Consider the following 25,932-nt stretch of genomic DNA (forward strand, 5'->3'; position numbering starts at 1 on the left):
CGAGAGGTGCGGGTGTTTAACTATGAAAACAACTGACATAAATAGTTCGGAAACTGAACGGGGCGCGGGCAGCTTAGCTACGATTATGCGTATGAGCTTTGGCTTGATGGTGCTGTGCGGACTCATCTATCCGCTCGTCATGACAGGCGTCGTTCAAGCGGCATTTCCGAAGCAAGCGGAAGGAAGCATCGTGTATGACGCAGAAGGCAGGGCAGTTGGGTCTGAGCTGGTAGGTCAAACGTTCACAGAGCCGCACTTCTTTCACGGCCGCGTATCCAGTATTGCCTATGATGCAGGCGGAGCAGGATCGCCGAACTATGCGCCATCGAATCCGGATCTTGCTACGCGCATTCAGCAATCTATAACGGATTGGCAGGTGAATAATCCGGATTCTCCAGCATCAGTTCCGCCAGTCGATCTCATTACGAACTCAGGCTCAGGACTTGATCCTCATATTTCGCCGGAATCGGCAGCCGCGCAGATCCCGCGGGTAGCCGCAGCCAGCGGTTTAAGCGAGCAGCAATTGGCGGAGTTGGTGAAGAAGCATACGCAGTCCCCAGAGCTTGGAATATTCGGTGAGCCGCGTGTTAATGTACTGCTGCTGAATCTGGACGTGCAGCAGGCGATGAAGTGATTTCAGTCATGATGCGGGGATAGAGAAACGGAGGGGTGACATGCGGGAGAGCGATCTTTATCGTCGGCGGTCGCCGGAAGTGCTGCTGCAGTATATGGAGCAGCTGAAGCGCGGTCGATTCGTCATTCTTGTAGCGGCAGTGAGCGGAGCCGGCAAGACGACCGAGCTGCTGAACGAAGGGCTGGCAAGGGCGAAGCAGGGACTGAAGGTCGTCTGGGCAACGACGCCGCCCCAAGAAGGAGAAGCCGCTTCTCTTCGCGTCGTGCCTCCGTACCGATGGCAGCTGGATGAAGAGCAGATGGAAGATATCCATGTGAAGGATATTGTGGCATTGATGCCTGACGTCGTGCTTGTCGACGGGCTTGCTCAGCCCAACAGGGCCGGCGCGGAACGGATCAATCGTCTGGAAGATGTGCGCTGCTTAATTCAGAACGGCATCAGCGTGATTGCGACGATGAACGCATATGAAGATGAGAGAATCAGTAAGCAGGCGAGAAAGATAGCTGGAATGGATACAAGATGGATCATTCCGGGCGAGGTGCTGAAGGAGGCGGACGAGGTCCGTCTCCTTGACGTGACAGCGGAAGCGCTGCTCGCTAGGCGCAAGCATGATTCAGATCAAGAAGGCCATGCGGGCAAGCCTCGTTCGCGTCGGTCCAATGGAGCCTTAACGGAACGAAGCCGCATGATGCTCCTTCGAGAGCTGGCGCTGCGAACGATCGCAGACAATGTGAACGGTGAGCTGGAGCAGCACCGCCATGAACTCGGGCTTGAAGGTCCGTCAGGTGCGACCGAGCGCATCGTGGTGCTTGCGCAGTACGGCTGGAACGGCTCCATCCATATTAGACGCGGCGATCAGATCGCGAAGCGCTTGAACGGCGAGCTGTCTATCGTAACTTTTGTGATGGAGAATAAGGAGCTGACGCCAGTTCAAGCCTCATTTCGACGTTCGATCCGCAAGCTGGCGGATAAGCTCGGGGCTTCCCTCACAGAGCTGTCGACAAGCTCTGTGAGGGGCATTCCGAAGATGATGGAGCGATTCGCCTGGGAAGAAGGAATGTCCCGGATCGTGCTGGGACATTCTCGGCAGACGCGCTGGCAAGAATGGCTTAACGGTTCAATTGCCATCGGCTTGATGAAGCGGCTGACTCGTGCCGATCTGTACTTTGTCGCGGATCGGGCGGTTGGCGAAGGCGAGCGCGTGCTGCCAGTGCGCGCTGAGCATGCGGAGCGCATGCAGCCCTTCAAGCGGCAATCACAGGTAGAGATTGCCGTGAAAGCGATGCAGCTGCGGCGCGGACGGTTCAAGATCATTATCGGAGCAGCCCCAGGTGTCGGCAAGACGTATAAGATGCTGCGGGAAGGCACTCGATTGCAGGAGCAGGGAGTAGACGTCGTCATTGGCCTATTGGAGACGCATGGACGAAGCGAAACTGCGGCACAGGTCGGATCGCTGCCGATAATCCCGCGCAAGCTGGTGCTGTACAACGGCCGCGAGCTGGAAGAGATAGATACGGAAGCGATTCTGGCACGCAAGCCGGAGCTTGTGCTCGTCGATGAGCTGGCACATACGAATGTGCCAGGGAGCATACGCGCCAAGCGCTATGAAGATGTGCTGATCCTGCTTGAAGCGGGCATATCCGTGATGACAACCGTTAATATTCAGCATCTAGAGAGCTTGAATGATGCGGTGGAGCAGTTGACAGGCGTGAGAGTGCGGGAGACTGTGCCAGATGGCATCCTGCGGAACGCGGACGAGATGGAGTTGATTGATGTGTCGCCGCAGACGATTCAGGAGCGGCTTCAGAACGGGCACATCTATGCGATGGATAAAGTGCCCCAAGCGCTGAATCATTTCTTTCGCATCTCGAATCTAATCGGGCTGCGTGAGCTGGCGCTGCGAGAAGTGGCTGATGATGTGGATGAGCGCTTAGAATCATGGGAACGGCGTGCACAGATGCGCGGTCCGTGGCGAAGGGAAGAAGTCATATTCGTATGTGTTGAGCCTAATTCTAGCGCGGAGCGTCTGATTCGCCATGGCTTCCGCATCGCACATCGGCTCAAGGCTCAGCTTCATATCGTATGCATACCGTTCAAACGGCAGGGCTCTATCGATTCACATCGAATCACGGCGATCACTCGCTTAATTGAACGGCTGGGAGGGACGTTCTATCTGCACTCCGCCGTCAGCAGGCTGGCGTGGGCGGCGGAAGCTGTACATCTAGCAGATACAGCTCAGGCAACACAACTGATCGTTGGTATGCCCGAGAGGCGAAAGCGTTGGAGAGAGCTCGGCCGTATGAAACGATTAATGCGAATCGCGCGCCACATGGATATACTTATTCTTACAGATGTTGAATCTGTAAAGTCATGGTAGAATGATAGCTGTAGTTCATTTAGAGAATATTTAAATACTGCGAGGCGAGACTATGACACAAATGATCCTACCATGGAGAAATACAGAAATAGAACGTATTCGAGAGCTAGCTTTATATATGGAAGAAAAAGGTTCGATACACACAGGATTTATCAACTGGATCGTGGAACGCAAGCTGTTTAAGCTGTTCGTTCCTGAGCAATTGGGCGGCTTAATGGCATCGCTCCCCCAAGCAGCGGAAGTGTTTGAAGAAGCTGCGTGGATCGATGGCAGCTTTGGATGGACGGTTACGATCGGAGCGGGCGGGGGCTTCTTTGTGCCGTTCTTGCCGCCTAAGGCCGCGCAGGCTCTGTTTAGTCCTGATAAAGCGGTTATTGCAGGAAGCGGCATGCCTACGGGAACTGCCAAGCAGGTGGAAGGCGGCTATATCGTGGATGGAACCTGGAAGTATTGCAGCGGCTCACGCCATGCTACTTTCTTTACGGCGAATGCGGTCATTCAAGATGGAGGCTCCTCCTCGCCTGGAGATGCGCCGAATGTAAGATCCTTTGCGTTTCTACCTGAACAAGTACGAGTAATGAACGATTGGAATGCATTTGGCCTGCGGGCGACGGACAGTCATACGATTTCAGTTCATGCTGCATTTGTGCCGAATGAGCGCACGTTCTCGATTATGGAGCCGCATGCTGAGTTTCAGCATCGGTTGTACGATTATCCGTTCGGCGCATTTGCTGCCATTTCATTTGCTGCTGTGACGCTTGGGATAGGGCGGCACTTTCTGGATGAAGCAGAAGGAATGCTGAACCAGCATCGAGATGCATGGGAGACAGCTAGACCTGGACGCGCTGCATTTATGGAGTATCTGATTAATGAAGGCCGATGTGCTTATACGGAAGCGAAGCGCCATTATAAATTTCATGTGGAATGCTCGTGGAATGAATTAATGGAGAAAGGCAGCGTATCTCAGCAAATGGAAAATGAATGCGTGCTGCAATCCAAGTCTGCCGCGCAAGCGATGCGATCCATGGCGGACAGCATATTCCCTTATCTCGGAATGGGGGCGATTATGCAGAATAGCCGTATTAATCAGATCTGGCGAGATCTGCACACGGCATGTCAGCATTCTTCGCTCGTATCCTTTCAACCTTAGATCTTGCTATTCCTGAATCCAGAACCTCCAGAACCTTCAGAGCCTTCAGAGCCGCATTCAAGCGGCTTTGAGGGTTTTTTATATGGAATGGAATCAACAGGGGCCTATCTGTGTTTGTGATGCGCAAATTGTACGCCTGTATGAGGTTCATCTGTCGTGCCGACGACAGGAGTAGTCTAATATAGTGTAGTACATTGGCGAAGGAGGTGAACCCGTCCCTGTTCACCGGTTGCCGGAAGAACGGGTTATCCTATGAAACCAACAATCGTATGCTTCTCTCATCTATGCAATTCCGGTTACATTACCGGTGCGGAGAAGCTCCTTCTGTTTATGCTGCGTGAACTAATGCCTCATTATCACTGTATTCTAGTCGTTCCACAGGAAGGTATTCTCTCACATGAAGCCTATGTATCAGGTATTACTTATCGGGTTCAAGCATGCAGTTTGTTTGCTCTGATGGTGGAGCCGTCTGCGGGATTGCATGCTCACCTGGAGCAAATTCGCCAACATTCAGAATGGAACGCGATTCTGCGGCTGCTTCAACAATTAAGGCCGGACTATGTACTTACGAATACTAGCGTCCATCCGCTGCCAGCTATGGCGGCCAAGTCACTCGGCATTCCTGTGCTGTGGCATATAACAGAATGCATAGCGGACAATGGCTATGCGTCCGAAGCGGCGGCATTAATCGAAAGCTATGCGGATGCGGTGATCGGAACATCGCATGCCGCATTGCAGGCATTTCCCCCGAGCAACGATCCGCGCCGCATGCCCTGCCGCTTCCTATTGCCGCCATCCTGGCATATGGCAGACCTAGAGCCGCATACTTGGGGGCAGCATCGATTGCAGAAGCGGCAGGAGCTTGGCGTTGCCGATGATTCCCCGCTAATAGGCTATATCTCATCATCGATCACGGTTCAGAAAGGGCTGGACCAATTTATCCATATGGCGCTGTCGATTGCAGAGTCATTTCCTCAGAGCAGATTTCTCATTATTGGTGAACCGGTTAATCCGTCATATATGGAGCATTGCCAGCTGCTCATTCAGCAATCCCCTTACGCCTCTCGCTTTACCTTCATTCGCTTCGAACAGGTTATCCAATCGATATATCCGGCTATGGACATCGTTATTGTGCCGAGTCTGATCCGCGAGGGCTTCGGCATGACCGCGATGGAAGGACTTATATTCAGCAGAGCCGTCGCTGTGTATCGTTCTGGAGGGCTGGGCGAGATAATGTCAGCTGTCCACCAGGATGAACATGCGGTAGAACCGGGCAATTGGCAGGCGCTTGCGGCACATGTAAGAGGTTGGCTGGAGCAGCCGAAGCTGCTGCGACGGGTTCAGAAACACAATGGCAGAGCCGTTCAACAGGCATTCGGAATAGACAACTACAGGCAGAAGCTGCACCGAATATTTGTCAGCTTTGTCATGGAGCATGAGTCGCTGTTTCATGCTGTGCAAGGAAGCGGTCACGAGATATACATTCGAATGGACGGTGTATTTCGTCACGCTGCAAGCCCGCAGGAGCTGAAACGGTTCGGCATAACCGCAGTTCGCCGCATATCGGATGATGTGCTGCGGGAACTTCCGCTGGGTGAACCGATCCCGCCTGTGTCATCCCGCTCCTCTAGTAAGCGGAATAACGCATCGAAGCGAAATCAAAACCAATCCATACGCACCAACAAGCGTGCGCGTCGAAAATATGGGAAGTCGGCAGCTCGCGGAAGAAAGCTTCCGCGCGGCTCCAGGAGAAGAAGGAGTCTTACGAGATATGCAAAGAATCGTACCGGTCGACTTGGCCGCATAGGTCGCTCTGGACGCTCAGGAAGCTCTGGACGCTCAAGCAGTCAAGGCAGCCGAGGAAGTCGAAGGCTGAAAAGGCGGCAACGGCCTCGAGAAACCAAGAGACGTCGAGCACATTAGATGAATCAGCATTCTAATGCTGATTGTCGCGAAGTGCGGCTCCGCGTTATAGGAGGGGAGATCAGGCATGCGTATCATGACGATACTAGGCACAAGACCGGAGATCATCCGGCTCAGCCTAATTATGAAGCAGCTCGATCAAGCGGCTGAACGGCATATGCTGGTGCATACAGGACAGAATTACACGTCTACACTTAGTCAACTATTCTTTGATGAGCTAGGGCTCCGCGCTCCTGACTATACGATGCCGCCTCATCAGCAGACGCTTGGAAGCCAATTGTCGATTCTGTTTGCGGAAACCGAACGCCTCATGGAGCGGGAGAAGCCTGACAGGGTCTTGCTGCTGGGAGATACGAACAGCGCGCTCAGCGCGATCATCGCCGAGCGTCTTGGAGTGCCTGTTGTGCATATGGAAGCAGGCAACCGCTGCTTCGACAACAAGGTTCCAGAAGAGAAGAATCGCAGGCTGATCGATACAATCGCTTCCATCAACATGCCTTATACCGAACAGAGCAAGCAGAATCTATTGAAAGAAGGAATACCTAGTCATCGCATCATCGTAACGGGAAACCCCATATATGAAGTGCTTCAGCACTATCAACCCCACATCGAGCGGAATGATATACTCAACCGCTTGAAGCTGGCACCGCAGCAGTATTTTCTCGTAACAGCCCATCGCGCGGAAAATGTTGACGACCCCGCACGATTATCCAACATTCTCGAAGCTTTAAATCAATTAGCGGAACGTTACGACAAACGAATCGTATGCAGCATTCACCCGCGGACGAAGAGCCGCATTCTCCAATTAAACCTTCCCATGCACCCTTTGGTTGAATATTATGAACCCTTCGGGTTCTTTGATTTTGTTCATTTGGAACAGAAGGCTTACTGCGTCATTACCGACAGCGGCACAGTTCAAGAGGAATGCTGTATCTTCCATGTTCCTGCCGTTACGATTCGTCATTCCACTGAACGACCGGAGACCGTTGATTGCGGCAGCAATATTGTGTCCGGGCTTGAAACTGAGCGTATCGTCGATGCCGTGGCTGTTATGACTGCCTTGCCATCCGATTGGATCTGTCCGAGCGGATATATGGCGCCGCATGTTTCTCACACAGTCGTAAAATTTCTGCTTGGAGGGAAGATCGATGTTTAACAATAAGCGCATACTCGTGACCGGCGGCACCGGCTCTTGGGGGTATGAACTGATCCGGCAGCTGCTTGTGCGGCAGCCCAAGGAAATAGTCGTATTCTCTCGCAACGAGTCCGCTCAAGTTACTATGAAACGGGCGTTCGAAGATAGACGGGTTACCTTTTGCATCGGGGACGTAAGGGATAAGGAAGCATTATTGTCTGCGTGCAGAGGCGTGGACATCGTGTTTCACCTTGCTGCACTCAAGCATGTGCCGGTATGTGAGGAACATCCATACGAGGCTCTGAAGACAAATGTGATCGGTACGCAAAATGTAATAGAAGCGGCAATTGATAACCGGGTTGATAAAGTGATATACATCTCCACTGATAAAGCAGCGAATCCTTCTAATTTCTACGGTATGACCAAGGCGATAGGAGAGAAATTGATCGTTTACGCGAACCTGCTGCGTTCCTCGACGACATTCGTATGCGTACGAGGCGGCAATGTGCTTGGGACCAATGGCAGCGTCGTGCATCTGTTTAAGGATCAGATTCAGTCGAAACGCGAGATTGGGATTACCGATCTGCGAATGACACGCTTCTTCTTAACCTTGCATGATGCGATCGAGCTTCTGTTCAAGGCGACGGAGAGCAGCCATGGCGGAGAGATCTATGTGATGACGATGCCGACCTGCAGGATAGTCGATTTAGCAGAGGTGCTGATTGAAGCCTCGGGTCTCGAAGGTATAGCCATCGTTGAAAAGGGGATTCGGCCAGGTGAGAAGATCCATGAGATCTTGATGAGCGAATACGAGAGTACGAACACGGTCGTGTATGACGATGAATATTTAATCATACTGCCGACGATATACATTCCGGGACTGAAGGAGAAGTATGAGCACTGTGCTCCGGTATCGTTCTGCAGCTTCAGTTCGGATGTGCGCTTGATGGGCAAGGAAGACATTCGCGGCATGTTGAAGCGAGGAGGCTTTATATAATGAAGCTGCTCATTATCGGCGGGAACGGAATGGCAGGCCATATGCTGGTCCGATATTTTCAGCAGCAGGGGACACATAGGGTATTCTATACAACTCGTGATAAGGAGGATGACAGCTCACTGCTGCTCGAGCTGACCGATATGTCACAATTAGATCATGTGTTAGCGGCCGTGCGTCCCCACGTTGTCATCAATGCGGCTGGCATTCTGAACGATGCTTGTGATCGCAGACTGATTGAAGCGTACCAGGTAAACGGAATATTGCCTCATCGCTTGCGGCAGCGAGCGAATCGGATTGGAGCCAAAGTTGTCCATATTAGCACGGACTGCGTATTTTCAGGAGCAAGAGGCAGCTATTCAGAAATAGATGAGCCGGATGGGACGTCGGCTTATGCAGTGACGAAAGCGCTTGGTGAGTTGAGTCGGGAACAAGATGGAGGCACTCACTTGAGCATACGCACCTCGATCATCGGACCGGAGATTCGTGCGGGCGGAATCGGCTTATTAGCCTGGTTTCTGCGGCAAACGGGCAAGATTAGAGGCTATCGAAACGTAAGGTGGAATGGGGTCACAACCTTGGAGCTTGCGAAGGCGATCGATAGCTGGATCGAGGAGCCGGTATCTGGGTTAGTCCATCTCGCTCATCCTTCACCAGTCTCCAAATGCGAGCTCCTTCATTTGTTTCAAGAGGCATATGGCAAAACCGATGTCGATATCGTGCCACAGGATGAGCCTTATTCGGATCGAACGCTTGTTCAGACGCGGGCAGACGTCCATTATGAGCTGCCTGCTTATGAAGAGATGCTGCGCGAGCTAGCGGAAAGGACGGTCGTCTTATGATGAACGGAGCGTCGATCCTTGTGACAGGCGCAGCAGGCTTCACAGGGGGGCATGCCTGCCGACATTTTATGAACCTCGGGATGCAGGTGACCGCACTCGTGCGCAGGGCCAACCCAGAGTTGGCCGCGGCAGGAATGCGGGTTATCGTTTGCGATCTGCTGGACGGCGCTGCGGTTGCAGCATCGCTGCATGAAGCTGCACCGGATTATGTGCTGCACCTGGCAGGTGTGAACGCGGTAACGGAGTCGTGGAAGCAGCCGGTTCATACGATGCAGGTCAATGTCATGGGGACGATCCATGTTGTGGACGCTCTGAGAACTGCGCCTCATATCCGGGCGCTTATTATCACATCCAAGCTGAAAGCGCCGCTTAGCCAAGCGGGTACTCCTGTGCATCCCTATGCATTCAGCAAGGCGATGCAGGAGCTGGCGGCTCGCGCGTGGTCTAAGCTGTTTGGACTTGATGTGATATTGGCAGAGCCCTCCAACTTGATCGGACCTGGTCCCTCGACCGGCATCTGCTCTCTTCTTGGACAGTATATCGCGAAGCGGGAACGAGGCTGGAATTCGGGCGACTTTCTATTGAGCTCACGAAGTGTTATGCGGGACTATCTGGACGTTCGTGATGCGGTAGCAGCTTATGAGAAGCTGCTGGAAGCAGGAGAAGCAGGCACTGTATACAGCGTGCACAGCGGCATCAATCGATCTCTTGGCGACGTCTCGGATACCTTTCGCCGATTGGCGTTGACGGATGTGATGTTCCGCTGGCAGGAGGAAAGTTCGAGCTTCGAAGGAGGCGGGACAACCCCGACTCCGATTGCCGCATCGAATCCAGCCTATTCCGAACATAGAGAACAAGGCGCGCAGATGCTTCCTGCAGCATTGGACTGGCATCCGACACGAGCCTTTGAGCACTCTATTGCTGATATATTGAATTATCATCGCAACAGTTACGGAGGTGAAGAATCATCATGAGGCCGCTCGTTTCCATCATAATTCCATTTTACAATGATCCTTTCATTGCAGAAGCGATAGAAAGTGCCCTAGATCAAACGTATAAGAATAAAGAGATTATAGTAGTGGATGATGGCTCTACTTCTCATATGAATCGAATAACGCCATATCGGTCGAGAATTCAATATGTAAGAAAGAATAACGGAGGCACTGCGTCGGCTCTCAATCATGGAATACGCCGATCATCAGGCTCGTACATCACCTGGCTGTCCTCTGATGATCGATTCTATCCCAATAAATTAGAAGTTCAAACTAAATATTTGGTGGATCGCGGTGGATACATCGGTCATACCAACTTTGACTTGATCAACAGTGAAGGACATATCACAGAGATTGGTGCCGGGATGAGGATAACGACAGCGTTAGCGTTCTATCAGAGCTTCTTCGAGGGGAATCCGGTCAATGGCTGTACGATTATGATGAAACGAGATCTGCTTAAACGCATCGGTCAATTCGATGAGAGACTACCCTATACACATGATCTGGACTTGTGGTACCGCGTCATGCTGGCGGGCTACGACTTTCATTACATTCCAGATCGCTTGACTGCTTACCGCAGGCACGATGCCATGGGCACGGTAAGGCACCGGGACGCGATAGCGGTAGAGTTGCAGCAGACGAACAGCCGATATTATCCTGCTCTAAGGCAATTTATTCAACACATATTCCATAGCTGATGATAGGCATAAAGCTCCCTCTCAAGCGTTATATAACGCTTGAAAGGGAGCTTTATCGTTCATGAACATCGCTGTTGGTAGAGCTATATGGGTCTGTAATGCTGCTTCATTCGATTAAGCATCTGGGAGAAGTGCTGAGCATACACTTTCGGCTGGAAGTTCTGTTTGATGTGTTGAACCCCTTGCGCGCGAATTTTAGCTCGCAGCGAGGCATTGTTGAGAAGATCCATACCTTCTTGAATCGCTTGTTGAATATTGTTGTGGGTATAGAATTTGCCTGTTACATTATGCTGGATAAACACTTTCACACCATCTGAATCGGAGCTGAGCACGGGACAACGGCAGGACAATGCTTCAGCAACGCTGTATCCAAAGCCTTCTAATATCGAGGTGGACATCAGAAACCCGCCGGAGTCGCCGGTGATCGAGAGGTAATCCATCATACGAGCGTGAGGTATATTGTTGAACATAGTCAGCTTTTCTTTCAGATTAAGCGTGCCGATCTTGAAGGCGAATCGTTTATTGTCCTTTTCCTGTGACAAGTTGTTATCCAGAAACATCCACAACCGGATGCGGGGATTGCGTTGAATGAGCTGGTGACTAATGTCTAGGAAGTGATTCCAATTTTTATTTGGCTCTAACCGTCCAATCCATGAGATGATTGGGTGGTTTGGAATTTTTGGGCGTTTTTGATAATGAAAATGGTCGTAGTCGACTACATTAGAAAATACATAGCGCGGGACACTAGGACAATATTTCTCGAACAAGCGTATTAAGTGTGCAGTCGACGGCAGATGAATGCCTTGAGCATATTGCTGTATATATGGCGCGGCTAGAGAAGCGACATGCTCTGCGTGATCTGGCGCGCCTAAGCCCTGAGCCTCGTATATTAATAGACCTCGATATCCGAGCCTTCGCAATCGTTCAAGCATCGTGAAATCAGATGAAACAAGAATAGCTTCAAAGTTATGTTTTTGCAGCAGACTACTAATCTCGTGATCAGAAGAGGTTACATATGTCGGAAAATTCGTGCTATTTTGCAAGCCAGCACCGGATTGAGTATAGAGCAGATGGCTGTATACCCCGATCTGCTGCAGTGCTCGACCCCGTAATCGATTTAACGTTTCGATTCCACCGCTTGGCACATAGAATGTAAACAACATCTTCATCATCCGCTACCGCCCTTTCGTAAAGGCGAACTGCACCTATAGGCGGTGCAAGTCCCAGTCTCGATAGCAGTTTATGTAACTGAGTTATAAATGGTGTGGGTTACAACGTCCATCGTACAAGCAGGGCAGCCTGCGATAGTCCCCCTCCAAAGCCATAGAGCAGCATTAGCTTGCCAGTCTGTACTCTGCCGTCTTCAATTCCCTGCTGGATAGCGAGCGGAATGCTGGCAGCAGATGTATTGCCGTATTGCTGCATACTCGTTAGCGTTCGTTCCATTGGGATTCCCGCGCGTTCGCATATACTTTCAATCATTCTCATATTCGCACTATGCGGTACGAATAGGTCGATGTCATTGATGCTCATGTCTGTCGCATGCAGCAATTGCGTTACGCCTAGCGGAATTTGACTCAGCGCCCATTTATAAACCTCTCGACCGTTCTGAACGAGCATCCCGTGATCGAGGATGCGCTCATTTCCGATACGATCAGCGCATGCGGAGCGATATACGGCACCGCGAAGATCCCCTTGTGTCTCCGCATATGAGGCTATGAAGGCTGGCTTGTCGCTGTCCTGCGTTGGATGGACAGCCTGCTCCAGAATGATGGCTCCTGCCCCGTCGCCAAACAGAATACAGGTTGAACGATCTGTGTAATCAACGGTTTTGGTAAGCGTCTCTGAGCCAATAACGAGCACTTTCTTATTCATGCCAGAGTCCAGCATGCCGAGCGCAAGCTGCATTGCGCTGACAAAGCCTGCACAGGCGTTGGAAATATCCAGCGCATAGCAGTCGCTGAGTCCAAGTTTGGCTTGAATAAGCGCAGCGGTATTCGGGAAAAAGGTATCAGGTGTGGACGTAGCAACGAGTATAGCATCTACATTCTGTAAGCAACCTGGGTAGTTGGATTCCATCTGACGTACCGCTTGACAGCCTAGGTCGCTGGCATATTCCTGTGGGGCAGCCTTCCGACGTTCCTTGATGCCTGTTCGCTGCGTGATCCATTCATCATTCGTGTCTACAATCGACTCAAAATAGGCATTCGTTAGTACATGCTCCGGCACGTAAGTGCCGAAAGCTGATATATATGCTGTGGATTGCAATAATCGGATTGGCATTGTATACACTCCTTACGATATGGATTATGGGTACACGTTATACGTAAAAGATCGCTGGGATCTTCATTAGTACCAGGTACTAAAATATGGGATGATCATAATGGAAAATATCCTCACTGTCAATAGCTGTCTATTCATTTGCGTGAAGCAAAGCGACTGAAACTGGAATTCGAGCTCAGAATAAGTTTGCCCTCATTGCGCATTCTAACGCATGGTGACACTCTTCATCCGATCTTAATAATTATCCACATGACAAGGGAGGCATCACAATGCAATTGAAAACTGCGCTGCTATCATTAACGGCTGCTCTGCTGCTGACTTCTGGTCTTACTGGCTGCACTTACGGTACGAATCAAGGTATGACGACTAAGGGAGTTCGTACTAATACCGTAGGACACCCAACTGCACCTGGAATGAATACGTACACAAATCCGAATTATAATCCTAACCGCAACTACAACACCTATGGTACTCATCCGTCTGGAACAGATGGAGCAGCTCCATATGGTACGCGCAATGCCAACATGTATGGCGCTTACCCATACACCATGGGCGGAACGCATCAGGGCTATGGAGCCAATACTTATGGCGCGCATCCGTACGGCACTGGAACGACTGGAAATACCCAGATGCATACCGCTAATAAGGCAGAGATGAGCGACAAAGTCGCTAAGAAGGTTTCGGCTATTCCAGGTGTAAAAACGGCGAATGTCATGATGACTGATAAAAACGCTTACGTTGCTGTAACGACACAAAGCACTAGCGGAATGAAGTCGAAGAGCACCACTAAAGGCGGTACCATGACTCCCCATGCCACTGGGACTGATCAAGTACCGCAAGATCTGAAGAACAAGATCGGACAAGAAGTGAAGAAGGTAGCACCGAATTGTCAAAATGTATATGTATCGGAAGATCCAAACTTTGTTGCGCGTATGAATGAATTTGCTAAGCAAGCAGCAGCAGGTCATCCAATTCAGGGCTTCTCAGCTGAGTTCCAAGAAATGGTAAGTCGCTTGTTCCCAACAAATGCGGCACCGGGTGCGACTAGCTACATGGCGCCTGGAGCACGATAAGAAGTAACGAATTTATATAGGGCTGGTTGACGGATTATCCTTGTTCACAAGGGTCATGCTGTTGATTCAGCCCATTTTTATCAGTAACCGCACCAAGTAAAACTGTCCTTCATAGTATAAATTTGACTGTATCCCTTAACCTTGTTAAATTACAAAAACTCGGGCAAGGAGGGGTGACACTTGAAGGGTAGCGATCACAAGAGCAAGTTCCTGTTAACAAACCGTGAGCGCGAAGTTTTTGAACTGCTTGTGCAGGACAAAACGACCCGTGATATCGCACAACAACTTTTCATCAGTGAGAAGACAGTTCGTAACCACATTTCGAATGTGATGCAGAAGTTGAATGTGAAGGGTCGGTCGCAAGCGGTTGTCGAGCTAATCAAGCTTGGGGAGTTAAAGATCTGACAAAGCCCATCGCCCTGACCATTTGGCCATCCGGTACCGTGGATAAGGGGTTGGACCTTACCTATGGGAAAGAGGTTCGTTGATGAGCAAGTCTACCAACTTGCGTCGATAGATGTAAGCGTCCGTTTGCTCTAGCCAGTGATGGTGCCGGTAAATGTGACGCTCTATTTTTGTTGTTGGATATGTATCATGCAAAAACGCCTCGCTGCTCGTCCATCCGTGTACTTCAACTGTATGCTTAGGAGAGAGGAGGCGTTTATATGTTTAGTGTACTTATACGCTGATCTTAGCCCTTCCGATAAAGGAAGAGATCACGAGATTGGCGGCGCCAAGGGCAGCGGCATACGACCCCAAGGAGGAGAATTCGATCCTCATTCCGCTCTGATGGGAGCGCAGCGCGCGCTGCTGTACGGTTCGGCTTAATGCGCTGCGAAGCCAGCGTTCCGAGTGCGCCAGCTTATTGCCGATAATAATAAGCTGCGGATTAAAGGCATTCACCAGATTAGTGAGACCGATACCAAGGTACTCGCCGATCTGCTGGAGCAGGTGAAGCGCTGACGGATCATCGGTCTCAGCAAGCCTGAGCGCCTCTTCCAGCGTCGCAAACGGGAACTTAAGCCGTTCGTCAAGGAGCGCCTTCTCCGAGGCATACAGTTCCCAACAGCCGCGATTGCCGCAGGAGCATTTTCGACCATTCGCTTCGATGGTCATATGGCCCAGCTCGACCGAATATCCGAATGCGCCTCGCAGCAGCTCGCCGCCTACGATAATGCCGGTACCGATACCGGCACCCACACTTACATAGATCAGATGGGGCGAGGATTTGCCCGCACCGTATCGAAGCTCACCAATAGCACCAGAATTGGCTTCATTCTCGACTGCGATTATTTGCTCAGGATAGCGCTCCTGCAGCCAAGCCTGCAGAGGGACGTTCTCCCACCCAAGGTTAGGAGCAAACTGAATGGTGCCGTCTTCATCGACCATCCCAGGTACTCCGACTCCAATTCCAACGATCCCATATGGAGAATCCGGCATTTGGCTCTTTAAATGATCGATGGATTCGCATAGCATATCCAGAACGGAAGCGGGATCTGTTGATTGGAGCTGCCGCGCACCGCTGTCAATGATGATTTGACCGGACAGATCGCACAGCATCGCTTGGCAGCGATCTACTTCAAGATTGATGCCGATCGCGTAGCCTGCATGGCGGTTAAATAGCAGCATAAGCGGCTTGCGACCGCCGCTGGATTGACCAGGACCGAGTTCAGATACCAATTGATTCTCGATCAGGTCGTTCACGAGATTAGACACAGTCGCTTTATTAAGACCTGTCATCTCAGCAACATCCGCTCGAGATATCGGGGCATGCAGACGAATCGTGTCTAGAATTAACGCGGTATTTATTTTTTTCACAAGAGCTTGATCGCCTGTAATCTTCATAGGGTTCATCCTTTATATGTATACATCATCATTCTGTATCTTTGTTTAGTGGTTAAATATATTATCGAATCGAATGTAGAATTATTTACAGTGTAGAAGAAATATCTACCTTTATCAACAAAAAGAGAAAAATACTGCTGTTGATGAGATGATGACGGTTGCAAGGAGATAGATGATAAAGTGAAGGATAAGGTGGGATTTTTGTGCAGATCGTCGTTCATTTTATACAGTGGAGAACTTAATGTGGCTACTTAGTTTAATGGATAGACAAAGTATTGGGCTTGTGCTAGGATAGAGCTAAATTGATCTGCATAAGGAGGAACTACACATGGCTCACTTTGAACAAGTAGGCAAGATCTCTTATGAGGGCAGCAAGTCAACGAATCCACTTGCATTCAAGCAGTACAATGCATCCGAGGTTGTAATGGGCAAGACAATGGAAGAGCATCTCCGGTTCGCCATGGCATATTGGCATACCTTCACATATGGAGGCGTCGATCCGTTTGGCGATCAAGTAATGGAGCGCAGCTGGAACCATTTCAAGGGAATGGATCTGGCGAAGGCTCGCGTAGAGGCTGCATTTGAATTTATGGAGAAGACGGGAATCCCGTACTTCTGCTTCCACGATGTTGATGTTGCGCCGCAAGGCAGCTCGCTCCGTGAAACGAATCAGAATCTGGATGTTATCGTAGCGATGATGAAGGATTATATGAAGGATACAGGCAAGAAGCTGCTATGGAATACGCAAAATATGTTCTCACATCCGCGTTATGTTCATGGAGCTGCTACGACTTGCAATGCAGATGTATTTGCTTACGCTGCGGCACAAGTGAAGAAGGGGCTTGAAGTTGGTAAAGAGCTGGGCGCTGAGAACTATGTGTTCTGGGGCGGTCGCGAAGGCTATGAGAGCTTGCTGAATACGGATCTGGCATTAGAGATGGACAATATGGCACGTTTGTTCCAGATGTCGGTTGACTATGCCAAAGAGATCGGCTTCGATGCACAGTTCTTGATCGAGCCGAAGCCGAAAGAGCCTTCAAAGCATCAGTATGATTTTGATGCGGCGACGACTATTTCATTCCTGCAGAAGTATGGCTTGCAGGAGCATTTCAAGCTGAACCTGGAAGCAAACCATGCGACTCTGGCTCAGCATACATTTGAGCATGAGCTTCGTGTAGCTCGCATTAACGGCATGCTGGGTTCCATTGATGCGAACCAAGGCGACATGCTGCTCGGCTGGGATACGGATGAGTTCCCGACAGACCTGTATGCAACAACGCTTACGATGTATGAAATCTTAATGAACGGCGGGATTGGCCGCGGCGGTGTGAACTTTGATGCGAAGGTACGCCGTGCTTCGTTCGAGCAGGACGATCTATTCTTGGCACATATCGCTGGTATGGACGCATATGCAAAGGGCTTGAAAGTTGCTGCTAAACTGATCGAGGACCGTGTATTTGAAAATGTGATTGAACAGCGTTATTCCAGCTTTAAAGAGGGTATTGGGCTTGAGATCGTGTCAGGCAAGGCGACGCTGAAGTCGTTGGAACAATACGCGCTGAACAACGAGATTCGCAAAAATGTTTCCGGTCGTCAAGAGCACCTGAAGTCGGTGCTGAATCAATATTTGTTTACGGAATAATAGGGCGGCTGTATCGGCTGCAAGCAGGTTCTTGGACTGTCTCGACATCTGTTGCGGGGCAGTCCTTTTTATCCCACATGTTATATATGAAGGAGGAACACGACCATGTCTTATGTCATCGGCATCGATCTTGGCACAAGTGCGGTTAAGGCGATAGCGGTTAACCGTGAAGGGAAGGTACTCGGCGAAGCAAGTGTTTCCTATCCGCTATATCATGAGCGGCCGGGATATAGTGAGCAGGAGCCTGAAGATTGGGTACAAGGAACGATTCAAGCCGTTCGCCAACTAATCGAACAGAATGAGCTTCAGCCTGCGCTGGTCGAAGGCTTGAGCTTCTCCGGACAGATGCATGGACTTGTGCTGTTGGACAGTCAAGGCGAGGTGCTGCGGAGAGCGATTCTATGGAATGATACACGAACGACAGCTCAATGTCGTCAGATCGAAGCGAGATTAGGCGATCGACTGCTCGATATCGCGAAGAATAAAGCGTTGGAAGGCTTCACTCTGCCTAAGCTGCTGTGGGTAAAGGAGCATGAGCCGGAGATTATGGAGCGCGCAGCGGTATTTGTGCTGCCAAAGGATTATGTGCGATATCGCCTGACCAAAGAGCTGGCGATGGATTATTCGGATGCTGCCGGCACACTGCTGCTGGATGTGAATGCGCGCGAGTGGAGCGAGGAGATTGCGGCAGGGGTTGGGATTCCCGTAAGCCTATGTCCGCCGCTCGTCGATTCGCACACGATGACAGGCTGCTTATTGCCGGATGCGGCAGCGGCGATGGGTCTTCACGAAGGCGTGCGTGTATTTGCGGGCGGAGCGGATAACGCTTGCGGCGCAATTGGCGCCGGCATCGTTGCCCCGGGAGCGGCGATGTGCAGCATTGGCACATCCGGCGTTGTCTTGGCATACGAGGAAGATCAAGCGGCTGACTATCGCGGCAAGGTCCATTACTTTAATCACGGGCAAGAGCAGGCTTATTATGTTATGGGCGTTACGCTCGCTGCGGGATACAGCTTGCAGTGGTTCAAGGAAACGTTCGCACAACAGCTTAGTTTCGATGAGCTGTTGGCAGGGATCGAGCAGATCCCTGCGGGTTCACAGGGGCTGCTGTTCACTCCTTACTTGGTAGGTGAGCGCACGCCTCATGCGGATGCCAACATCCGTGCCAGCTTTATCGGAATGGACGGAAGCCATACCCTGAAGCATGCGGCACGAGCTGTCATGGAGGGGATTACGTTCTCCTTGCGAGAGTCGATTGAACTGCTGCGTGCATCGGGCAAGTCAATTCAGCAGATCATCTCGATCGGCGGCGGGGCAAAAAATGAGGCGTGGCTTCAGATGCAGGCGGACATCTTCAAGGCTGATATCGTTAAGCTGGAGACGGAGCAGGGGCCGGCGATGGGGGCTGCTATGCTCGCCGCTTACGGCTGCGGATGGTTTGACTCGCTGCAGGCTTGCAGCGCAACATTCCTGAAGCCAGCTAAACGATGGACACCAGATGAAGAAACGGCATCACGTTATGATGCATTATTTGCAGTATATCAGGATGTGTATGAGGCAACTCGTGTGCTGAACGAGCGGCTTGTACCTTTTCGCTAAGATGCTATGTTTGTGAAATCAATCTAATGAAAACCTCTGGAACTTTTATAAGAACCAGAGGTATTTTTATGTTTGGCTCTGTTTAACGGGAGTCAATATTTTTCCCGTCACATTGACAAGCACATACTTTTTAGTCCACATTTGTGTTGTAACAATTAATCGTTCACCCCCTAATTCTCCTACCCGTTCAGTAAATGTTTTATCACATTCCTTGCTGTCTAATTCACTTCTCTATAGGCATAACCGGAATATCCATGTTATTTATTACCACGGCTTTTCCGGTCTCATCCAGACCTCGAATTTCGATCTGCGCACCCATGGAAAATGGGAAATGGACGAACCAGATCGTGCGGTCATCTTGGATATGGATCATTTTCGCAACCTGCTTATACTGAGTCTTTTTATCAGTCAATTCAATATTAACTACATCCGGATTAAACGATTCCCCATAGACGATCGGTAGCGGCGGTATTCCCGACTCGTCCGGTTCAGCTCCTGTTACATATTCAAAGATTAGGCTCCCATTCTGCTTCAAATAGTTTAGGCTGCTGATCTGATAACCTCCTCCTGTTACCCATTTCCAGCCCAACAGCGTCTTCTTCCAATATTCCAAGTTCAAATCCGCGTATTCATCATCTTTTTGAGCGTAATTTCTTGTATAAAATACAACCACGCCATCGTTTGTCCATTCTTTATGCACGATTTTATCCATTTCAAAACCCGAGATGTTTAGGGTGCGATACCTTTCTGTAATGACCTGTCTCAAAGTCTGATCAATAGCGGGGTCAGCAGCTGGATTTGCCAGATTCATCGGGAATGACCAAGCAAATACGATAAATCCAATTAAAGCAATACAGAGTGCTGCTGCAGATGGTTTCCAAAACCATCGTTGTTTTCTCACTTTTGCCACCTCTTCCTGTATCGATAGCAATTGACCAGATGTTGGTCGTGGCTCCTGACGGAGAGGACCTACGGAAAGCCGTGTGTACCATAGAGGTTCATTAGAATTCATAGGAATCCGCCTCCTTTATCACTGATCTTCCTTCAGCCACTTGTCAAGCTTCAATCTGGCGCGATGCAGTCTCGACTTGACCGTTCCTTCTGGCAATCCGAGGATATCTGCTATGTCTGCAATTGGCATTTGGTAATGAGCGTTTAACAAAATTATTTCACGCTGTTTGATCGGTAGCCGGAGCACCAGTTCCCATATCCTATCCACGAACTGCTCGTCAAAATAAGTCGTTTCCGCTGAAGGGGTGGAGAGATCATTTTGTACGTAATCCAATCCAATAGCACAATTTTGCGAAAAAACGCCGAACGCTTATAATTTATTGTTATATTTCTTGCTATTTTCAGCAGCCAGGTTTTTACGGTACTTTCACCGCGGAACGAATCAAGAGAACGAAAAGCCCGAATGAACGTATCCTGCGTAATGTCGTCGGCCATATCGTGTTTTTGAGTCAATACATACGAGTAATTCCACACATCCTTCCAATATTTCTTGACTAGCCGATCGATTTCACATGTTCCGATTTGTGAGTCATACCTAAGGTGCTCCTCCTCCAATCGTTTCACCTCCAATAAACAGACAACAAAGAGCTTGAAAAGTTCCATACCGCTAACAAAACGTGGAAATCATCGCTAAGACCATCAAATAAGCCGTTAATATGATTGATGTATTCTGTCCATTCGTAATTAAGTAATGTTACGAATACTTGATTTAGCTATGTTACCTAATAATAAAACAAGTGTTCATAAACAATCGAGTATCAAAATGTGATTTAACGTTGCCTTATGTTTTAGATACTTTTGGATATGATGTATATCTCAGAGAGCGTCTGACTATTATCCCTCTGAGTCAGGAGAGGGGGGCTGCTCGGATTATATTAGAGCACGAAAAAAACGGCCATCGAGACTAGCTCGACAGCCGTTAATATACAAGGCTAATTACATATGAGTTCTGCCTTTAACCCACACACGCTGAACATTTAGGTCAGCATCTGTCCATACGAGGTCAGCGAATTTGCCGACTTCGATGCTGCCTGTCACGTCATCAATGCGAAGGAGCGCAGCAGGGTTGATGCTGGCGAGACGCGAAGCCTCTTCCACAGATAGGCCAACTTGGTTGACCATGAATTGAATAGCGCCAATCATCGTCAGCGTACTGCCCGCAAGAGATTCGCCTTCAGTCAGACGTGCAACTCCATCCTGCACCGTAACCGACAAGCCGCCCAAGTCATAAATGCCATTCGGCATACCTGCTGCACTCATCGCGTCCGTAATAAGCACGAGCTTGCCTGCAGCCTTCGCGCGGACGAGCAGCTTAATAACAGCTGGATGCACATGATGTCCATCCGCGATCACTTCTGCTGTAATGCGATCATCCGTCAAGACCGCGCCTGCTACACCTGGCTTGCGGTGATGAACAGGAGTCATCGCGTTGAACGTATGAACCGCTTGGTTCAAGCCTGCGTTCGCGGCTTCTGTCAGCTGTTCGTAGGTAGCGTCTGTATGAGCCGCCGCAACGTTAATTCCGTGAGCGCGGCACCAGCGAATCGCATTGTGCGCGTTCTCGCGCTCTGGAGCGAGACTAAGCTGCTTCATGACGCCTGGATGCTCGCGGTCCCATTCTTCCAGCCACTCGATCTGCGGATCAAGCATAAAGGCTTCGTTCTGAGCCCCTTTGTATTTCGGGTTCACAAATGGTCCTTCCAGATGCAAGCCTGCAAGCTGAGCATAAGGCATATCCTGCTTCATATACCCATCAACGGCCTCAACGACAGCGCTAAGCGCTTGGCGCGATTGCGTCATTGAGGTAGCCAGCATATTCGTTGTGCCGTGCTCCATATGGAACTTCGTAATCTTATCATACGACTCCGAGGAAGCATCCATAAAGTCAGCACTGAAGCCGCCGTGCACATGCACGTCGATGAAGCCTGGCATCAGGTATCCGCCTTGTGCATCGATGGCATCAGCAAGCCATGCTTGATCTGTCGCTGATAATTGAGAAGGGGTGCCAATATAAGCGATATGGCCGTTCTCTACTCGTACGACACCGTCGTTGATGATGCCGCCCAACGTAACGACACGCGCATTTTTAATAGTAAAGGATTGATTATTCATGGAAATATTTTGCCGCCTCCTTGTCAAGCAAGACAACCACGTTTGAATGAGTTTGCAGCAGGGATGCCGGAACTTCAGTTGTGATCGGACCCGTCAACGCGCGATGAACGATCTCAGCTTTGTCTGCGCCACGAACGACGAGCATGATCATCTTCGCTTTCAGGATGGAGCCGATTCCCATGGTTACGGCTTGTTTCGGTACATCGTCAATGGAATCGAAGAAGCGAGCGTTGGCTTTTAGAGTTTCTTCTTTCAGATCAACAACATGAGTACCTGCGCTCAGGTTAGAATCTGGCTCATTGAAGCCGATGTGACCATTATGTCCAAGCCCAAGAAGTTGAAGGTCGATGGATGCGCCAGAAAGCGCTGCATCGTAATCCTCGCATTCTGTTTTCAGATCTGCTGTATTGCCGTTAGGAACGTGAGTGTTGTTCTTGTCGATATCGATATGATCAAACAATTGCTTATTCATAAAGGAAAGATAAGATTCAGGATGACCGTCAGGCAAGCCGACATATTCATCGAGATTGTAGGATGTAACATGCTTGAAGCTGACATAGCCTTTTTCATATAAACGAATCAATTCTTGATAGATGCCGATAGGCGTGCTGCCAGTCGCAAGACCCAAAACTGCGCTCGGCTTCGTTTGCACGAGGCTCGCAATAATGTTAGCGCCAATCTGGTTCAATTCTTCATTCGTGTTGAATGTCATAATGTTCATGTTGGATATTACCTCCCTTTATCTTTGCGGTACTTGCGTACCATGCGATACGATTGTTCAAGCTTCGGAATATGCGCATCAAACTGCTCGCTGACCATAGCTGAGAACAGGATGTCAACTACGTGCAGCTGCGCGATACGGGACGCCATATCGCCGCGTCGCATGCCTTCTTCGAGAGAAGAGGCAAACAGATTAATATCCGCGATATTCGCAATGCTGTTGGAGCCGATCTTAGTCAGAGAGATCGTCAATGCTCCGTGCTCCTTGGCGCACATTAAGGCGTCGAGGGTCTCAGGCGTTTCGCCTGAATAGGAGATTGCTATAGCCACATCCTCCGAACCAAGGTTGGCTGCGGACGTGATCTGCATATGCGGATCAGAGAATGCCGTCGCCCGCTTCCCGATCCGGATAAGCTTCTGATAGAAATCAAGCGCTACAATGCCGGAAGTGGCGACTCCGTACAAGTCAATCTGCCGAGCCTGGTTGAGCGCGATAATCGCGCGTTCCAGCTGATGCACGTCCAATAGGCGAGTCGTATCAGATATCGAACGGAGATGATTGGTTTCCATCGCGGTTACAATCTCTGAAAGCGGATTGCCTGCAATAATATCCTGATAGGTCATGGGCGTCGTCTGCTGTGCCAGATCGGCTGCGAGCTTCGTCTTGAAGTCCGGATATCCGCGAAAATGCAGTGATTTGCAAAAGCGCGAAACCGTTGCTGCAGAAGTACCGGATTGTTCAGCAAGCTCCGTAATTCCCATTGTCACTACGTTACCCGGAAACTGAAGCATATAGTCTGCTAGCTTGCGTTCTTGTTGATGCAATTGATCATATTGCTGCCGGATAGCTTGTAAAATACTAGACAATGGAATCACACTCTTTCGTTAGGGGAAAATGTACGTTGACGATTTTTCATGAAAATCATTTTTACGCACACACAATAAATCATGAAAATATTTTTTATATCTTCACTATATATAATAATGCAAACGTAATCAAGAATCAGCTGTGATTGTCGCACAATGCTCAAAAATTAGGACCGTTCGCAGCTATGACATATTTGAAGGGGGAACAGAAGGTTATCTTCATCAAACATTATCCCTTCAGCTGACGCTGATCTCGGAATTGACTTGGTGATAATCCTAATCTTGTCCTAAAAGTGCGATGAAAATAAGAGTAACTCTGAAATCCGCACATTTCGGCAATCTGCTCAAGCGACATATAGCCGTGCTGAATGCGCTCGCATGCCATGCTTAAGCGAAGGTCTATCACATAGTCCATGATCGACTGCTGAAACGCTTCCTTGAACACATGGGCTGCTCGTGACGAGCTCAGCTTAACATGCTCAGCAACATCCAGAACGGTGAAGCTTTCTGTAGCATTTCGCTCGATAAAGCTCTTCATCAGCTGCGCTGACTGAGACATGCGGCTTTGATTCAGGATAGGCTGAGCCAAAGCGCGTTCCAGCATATGAAATAGTACGAATGATAAATGCATCACAATATCATTAATAGAGGTGCCGGACTGACGTTGTTCCTGCGTAATCTCGCGCCAGATGGAGAGCATGCGATCATCGATGGCATGATACGACAACATCGGAGGCTTAAGCTTTTCCCACCAGCTGTCAACCCACGGCCCATTTAAAATCATGTAGTAATCGAGGCTGTGGACTTTATTCAGCGGCTCCAGGCGATCAGGAGATTGATAGCCAATCTTGAGATCATAATAGTGTTCTGGCGCCAGCATAAGCAGGTGCCCAGGCTTCATAGACTCATAGTGATCGCCAATCATGCAATGAGCGCTGCCTTCTAGTTGAATGCGAATCGTATAGTGCTTCAAGGTTGGGATAATGAGGCTGTGCGGCTTGCTGTGTCTTGCGTATCCTGAGAATAAAGCGTAGAAGGGCTGTTCTTCGGGCTGAGAACCAGAATTGGTCATGATTATTGCACTCCCGTCAACATAATCTATAGAAATAGTTTACCATAAACAGCAGGATAGTTCATGTTTGGACGATATCCTTCATAGCAAACCGCTTGAGCATATGGCACAATGAAAGCGTTCCATATCAAGACTATTATTTTTAGATTGGAACTTTACAATTCTGGATTGAGGTGGATGTTGAAAATGCGTATCGGTTTGCAACTGTATACGGTTCGGGATGCCGCGGAGAAAGATTTCGTAGGAACGCTTGAGCGCGTAGCCGCAATGGGTTATCAAGGTGTCGAATTTGCAGGATACGGCGGATTGACGCCAGATGAGCTGAAAGCAACGTTATCCCGCTTGGGATTGGCGGCAGCAGGAAGTCATGTTGGGCTGGATCAGTTATCAGACAACTTAGAGATGCATATCGAGATGAACAAGGCAGTGGGCAATGACAGATTGATCTGTCCATACCTGCCGACAGAGCAGTATGACACGGAAGAAGCCTTGTCCGAGACTGTACGTAAGCTGCAACAAGCATCTGAACGTCTCGCCGCTCACGGTATGAAGCTGGGCTACCACAATCACCACTTCGAATTCTTGACAACTTATGGCGCTAAGACGATGGAAGAGATTATCTTCTCTTCGATCCCTGCGGATCAACTCTTCTGCGAACTGGATGTCTGTTGGGTACAGTACAGCGGGAATAATCCAGTAGAATGGGTGAAGTCGTTCGCGGGACGTCTGCCGCTCGTTCACCTGAAGGATCTGAGAATTGAAGAAGACAAGCCGCTCACCGTAGAACTGGGTCAAGGCGAGCTCGATCTTCGCGCCGTAGCAGAGGCTGCACAAGATGCAGGAGCAGAATGGTTGCTCGTAGAACAAGACTTTACACAACGTGATGCGATGGAAAGCGTAGAAGCAAGCCTGCAATGGGCTAAGGAACATTTACAAGGCATCATTTCATAATATTCTAATTCA

The 25,932-nt window shown here is 49.7% G+C and carries 23 protein-coding genes and 1 pseudogene; 14 read left to right on the top strand and 10 right to left on the bottom strand.

From position 1 onward, the window contains the following. Positions 1-22 precede the first annotated feature (22 nt). The 9 genes from kdpC (at position 23) to AC3WTP_RS06885 (ending at position 10,745) form a co-directional block, all read left to right on the top strand. Positions 23-634, top strand: a complete 612-nt coding sequence (gene kdpC / locus AC3WTP_RS06845; RefSeq protein WP_492393838.1) for a potassium-transporting ATPase subunit KdpC — start codon at positions 23-25, stop codon at positions 632-634. 40 nt (positions 635-674) lie between these two features. Further along, complete coding sequence (locus tag AC3WTP_RS06850; protein ID WP_492393839.1) at positions 675-3,011, top strand: histidine kinase; 2,337 nt, start codon at positions 675-677, stop codon at positions 3,009-3,011. A gap of 52 nt (positions 3,012-3,063) precedes the next feature. Further along, positions 3,064-4,161, top strand: coding sequence for an acyl-CoA dehydrogenase family protein (locus AC3WTP_RS06855; RefSeq protein ID WP_492393840.1), 1,098 nt, complete (start codon positions 3,064-3,066; stop codon positions 4,159-4,161). A gap of 252 nt (positions 4,162-4,413) precedes the next feature. Continuing rightward, on the top strand, positions 4,414-6,084 hold the full coding sequence (locus tag AC3WTP_RS06860) for a glycosyltransferase family 4 protein (protein WP_492393841.1): 1,671 nt from the start codon (positions 4,414-4,416) through the stop codon (positions 6,082-6,084). A 67-nt stretch (positions 6,085-6,151) separates the two neighbouring features. Beyond that, on the top strand, positions 6,152-7,240 hold the full coding sequence (gene wecB / locus AC3WTP_RS06865; RefSeq protein WP_492393842.1) for a non-hydrolyzing UDP-N-acetylglucosamine 2-epimerase: 1,089 nt from the start codon (positions 6,152-6,154) through the stop codon (positions 7,238-7,240). Next, positions 7,233-8,216 (top strand): polysaccharide biosynthesis protein, encoded by a 984-nt coding sequence (locus tag AC3WTP_RS06870; protein WP_492393843.1) that lies wholly within the window; start codon positions 7,233-7,235, stop codon positions 8,214-8,216. Before wecB ends, AC3WTP_RS06870 begins: the two co-directional genes overlap by 8 nt. Then, positions 8,216-9,055 carry a dTDP-4-dehydrorhamnose reductase family protein gene (locus AC3WTP_RS06875; RefSeq protein WP_492393844.1) on the top strand — a complete coding sequence of 280 codons (840 nt, stop codon included), beginning with the start codon at positions 8,216-8,218 and terminating at the stop codon, positions 9,053-9,055. Before AC3WTP_RS06870 ends, AC3WTP_RS06875 begins: the two co-directional genes overlap by 1 nt. Then, positions 9,052-10,029 (top strand): NAD-dependent epimerase/dehydratase family protein, encoded by a 978-nt coding sequence (locus AC3WTP_RS06880; RefSeq protein ID WP_492393845.1) that lies wholly within the window; start codon positions 9,052-9,054, stop codon positions 10,027-10,029. The genes AC3WTP_RS06875 and AC3WTP_RS06880 overlap by 4 nt, the downstream gene beginning before the upstream one ends. Beyond that, positions 10,026-10,745, top strand: coding sequence for a glycosyltransferase (locus AC3WTP_RS06885; RefSeq protein WP_492393846.1), 720 nt, complete (start codon positions 10,026-10,028; stop codon positions 10,743-10,745). Before AC3WTP_RS06880 ends, AC3WTP_RS06885 begins: the two co-directional genes overlap by 4 nt. 83 nt (positions 10,746-10,828) lie before the next feature. Here AC3WTP_RS06885 and AC3WTP_RS06890 read toward each other — a convergent pair whose 3' ends face one another. Both AC3WTP_RS06890 and AC3WTP_RS06895 read right to left on the bottom strand, forming a co-directional pair. Then, positions 10,829-11,917: a glycosyltransferase family 4 protein gene (locus tag AC3WTP_RS06890; RefSeq protein ID WP_492393847.1), complete on the bottom strand. Its 1,089-nt coding sequence runs from the start codon at positions 11,915-11,917 to the stop codon at positions 10,829-10,831. 97 nt (positions 11,918-12,014) lie between these two features. Then, the gene (locus tag AC3WTP_RS06895; protein ID WP_492393848.1) at positions 12,015-13,028 is read right to left on the bottom strand and encodes a ketoacyl-ACP synthase III; all 1,014 of its coding nucleotides are present in this window, start codon (positions 13,026-13,028) and stop codon (positions 12,015-12,017) included. A 269-nt stretch (positions 13,029-13,297) separates the two neighbouring features. Here AC3WTP_RS06895 and AC3WTP_RS06900 point away from each other — a divergent pair, with 269 nt between their 5' ends. Next, positions 13,298-14,101 carry a YhcN/YlaJ family sporulation lipoprotein gene (locus tag AC3WTP_RS06900; protein WP_492393849.1) on the top strand — a complete coding sequence of 268 codons (804 nt, stop codon included), beginning with the start codon at positions 13,298-13,300 and terminating at the stop codon, positions 14,099-14,101. 180 nt (positions 14,102-14,281) lie between these two features. Next, the gene (locus AC3WTP_RS06905; protein ID WP_019422432.1) at positions 14,282-14,506 is read left to right on the top strand and encodes a helix-turn-helix domain-containing protein; all 225 of its coding nucleotides are present in this window, start codon (positions 14,282-14,284) and stop codon (positions 14,504-14,506) included. Positions 14,507-14,779: 273 nt separating this feature from the next. Here AC3WTP_RS06905 and AC3WTP_RS06910 read toward each other — a convergent pair whose 3' ends face one another. After that, complete coding sequence (locus AC3WTP_RS06910; RefSeq protein ID WP_492393850.1) at positions 14,780-15,946, bottom strand: ROK family transcriptional regulator; 1,167 nt, start codon at positions 15,944-15,946, stop codon at positions 14,780-14,782. Between the two features lie 328 nt (positions 15,947-16,274). Between AC3WTP_RS06910 and xylA the strand changes: the two genes are divergently transcribed. Together xylA and xylB are read left to right on the top strand one after the other, a co-directional pair. After that, entirely contained in the window at positions 16,275-17,588 is a 1,314-nt protein-coding gene (gene xylA / locus AC3WTP_RS06915; protein WP_492393851.1) for a xylose isomerase, read from the top strand. Between the two features lie 105 nt (positions 17,589-17,693). Then, the gene (gene xylB, locus AC3WTP_RS06920; protein ID WP_492393852.1) at positions 17,694-19,187 is read left to right on the top strand and encodes a xylulokinase; all 1,494 of its coding nucleotides are present in this window, start codon (positions 17,694-17,696) and stop codon (positions 19,185-19,187) included. Positions 19,188-19,410: 223 nt separating this feature from the next. Here xylB and AC3WTP_RS06925 read toward each other — a convergent pair whose 3' ends face one another. The 7 genes and pseudogenes from AC3WTP_RS06925 to AC3WTP_RS06955 all read right to left on the bottom strand — a co-directional run bounded on the left by AC3WTP_RS06925 (position 19,411) and on the right by AC3WTP_RS06955 (position 24,969). Then, positions 19,411-20,199 carry a hypothetical protein gene (locus AC3WTP_RS06925; protein WP_492393853.1) on the bottom strand — a complete coding sequence of 263 codons (789 nt, stop codon included), beginning with the start codon at positions 20,197-20,199 and terminating at the stop codon, positions 19,411-19,413. Between the two features lie 18 nt (positions 20,200-20,217). After that, positions 20,218-20,472, bottom strand: a complete 255-nt coding sequence (locus AC3WTP_RS06930; protein WP_492393854.1) for an RNA polymerase sigma factor — start codon at positions 20,470-20,472, stop codon at positions 20,218-20,220. A 74-nt stretch (positions 20,473-20,546) separates the two neighbouring features. Further along, positions 20,547-20,801: pseudogene (locus AC3WTP_RS06935) on the bottom strand (RNA polymerase sigma factor); the annotation flags it as partial. Positions 20,802-21,134: 333 nt separating this feature from the next. Next, complete coding sequence (gene nagA / locus AC3WTP_RS06940; RefSeq protein WP_492393855.1) at positions 21,135-22,310, bottom strand: N-acetylglucosamine-6-phosphate deacetylase; 1,176 nt, start codon at positions 22,308-22,310, stop codon at positions 21,135-21,137. Then, positions 22,303-23,031, bottom strand: coding sequence for a glucosamine-6-phosphate deaminase (gene nagB / locus AC3WTP_RS06945; protein WP_492393856.1), 729 nt, complete (start codon positions 23,029-23,031; stop codon positions 22,303-22,305). Before nagB ends, nagA begins: the two co-directional genes overlap by 8 nt. An 8-nt stretch (positions 23,032-23,039) precedes the next feature. Further along, complete coding sequence (locus AC3WTP_RS06950) at positions 23,040-23,897, bottom strand: MurR/RpiR family transcriptional regulator (protein ID WP_492393857.1); 858 nt, start codon at positions 23,895-23,897, stop codon at positions 23,040-23,042. 229 nt (positions 23,898-24,126) lie between these two features. Next, positions 24,127-24,969, bottom strand: coding sequence for a helix-turn-helix domain-containing protein (locus tag AC3WTP_RS06955; protein ID WP_492393858.1), 843 nt, complete (start codon positions 24,967-24,969; stop codon positions 24,127-24,129). A 186-nt stretch (positions 24,970-25,155) separates the two neighbouring features. On the opposite strand from AC3WTP_RS06955, the gene AC3WTP_RS06960 reads away from it, so the two are divergent. Next, the gene (locus AC3WTP_RS06960) at positions 25,156-25,920 is read left to right on the top strand and encodes a sugar phosphate isomerase/epimerase family protein (protein WP_492393859.1); all 765 of its coding nucleotides are present in this window, start codon (positions 25,156-25,158) and stop codon (positions 25,918-25,920) included. Positions 25,921-25,932 lie beyond the last annotated feature (12 nt).

This window comes from Paenibacillus sp. EB106-04-04-XG159 (assembly GCF_058791835.1).

Excerpts from the sequence above, each read along its gene's own strand:
- AC3WTP_RS06895 (WP_492393848.1), bottom strand. The coding sequence starts at position 13,028 with ATGCCAATCCGATTATTGCAATCCACAGCATATATATCAGCTTTCGGC.
- AC3WTP_RS06890 (WP_492393847.1), bottom strand. The coding sequence starts at position 11,917 with ATGATGAAGATGTTGTTTACATTCTATGTGCCAAGCGGTGGAATCGAA.
- AC3WTP_RS06860 (WP_492393841.1), top strand. The coding sequence starts at position 4,414 with ATGAAACCAACAATCGTATGCTTCTCTCATCTATGCAATTCCGGTTAC.
- AC3WTP_RS06850 (WP_492393839.1), top strand. The coding sequence starts at position 675 with ATGCGGGAGAGCGATCTTTATCGTCGGCGGTCGCCGGAAGTGCTGCTG.
- AC3WTP_RS06885 (WP_492393846.1), top strand. The coding sequence starts at position 10,026 with ATGAGGCCGCTCGTTTCCATCATAATTCCATTTTACAATGATCCTTTC.
- AC3WTP_RS06910 (WP_492393850.1), bottom strand. The coding sequence starts at position 15,946 with ATGAAGATTACAGGCGATCAAGCTCTTGTGAAAAAAATAAATACCGCG.
- AC3WTP_RS06870 (WP_492393843.1), top strand. The coding sequence starts at position 7,233 with ATGTTTAACAATAAGCGCATACTCGTGACCGGCGGCACCGGCTCTTGG.
- kdpC (WP_492393838.1), top strand. The coding sequence starts at position 23 with ATGAAAACAACTGACATAAATAGTTCGGAAACTGAACGGGGCGCGGGC.
- xylA (WP_492393851.1), top strand. The coding sequence starts at position 16,275 with ATGGCTCACTTTGAACAAGTAGGCAAGATCTCTTATGAGGGCAGCAAG.
- wecB (WP_492393842.1), top strand. The coding sequence starts at position 6,152 with ATGCGTATCATGACGATACTAGGCACAAGACCGGAGATCATCCGGCTC.
- AC3WTP_RS06960 (WP_492393859.1), top strand. The coding sequence starts at position 25,156 with ATGCGTATCGGTTTGCAACTGTATACGGTTCGGGATGCCGCGGAGAAA.
- AC3WTP_RS06855 (WP_492393840.1), top strand. The coding sequence starts at position 3,064 with ATGACACAAATGATCCTACCATGGAGAAATACAGAAATAGAACGTATT.
- AC3WTP_RS06925 (WP_492393853.1), bottom strand. The coding sequence starts at position 20,199 with ATGAATTCTAATGAACCTCTATGGTACACACGGCTTTCCGTAGGTCCT.
- AC3WTP_RS06955 (WP_492393858.1), bottom strand. The coding sequence starts at position 24,969 with ATGACCAATTCTGGTTCTCAGCCCGAAGAACAGCCCTTCTACGCTTTA.
- nagB (WP_492393856.1), bottom strand. The coding sequence starts at position 23,031 with ATGAACATTATGACATTCAACACGAATGAAGAATTGAACCAGATTGGC.
- AC3WTP_RS06880 (WP_492393845.1), top strand. The coding sequence starts at position 9,052 with ATGATGAACGGAGCGTCGATCCTTGTGACAGGCGCAGCAGGCTTCACA.
- nagA (WP_492393855.1), bottom strand. The coding sequence starts at position 22,310 with ATGAATAATCAATCCTTTACTATTAAAAATGCGCGTGTCGTTACGTTG.
- AC3WTP_RS06900 (WP_492393849.1), top strand. The coding sequence starts at position 13,298 with ATGCAATTGAAAACTGCGCTGCTATCATTAACGGCTGCTCTGCTGCTG.
- xylB (WP_492393852.1), top strand. The coding sequence starts at position 17,694 with ATGTCTTATGTCATCGGCATCGATCTTGGCACAAGTGCGGTTAAGGCG.
- AC3WTP_RS06875 (WP_492393844.1), top strand. The coding sequence starts at position 8,216 with ATGAAGCTGCTCATTATCGGCGGGAACGGAATGGCAGGCCATATGCTG.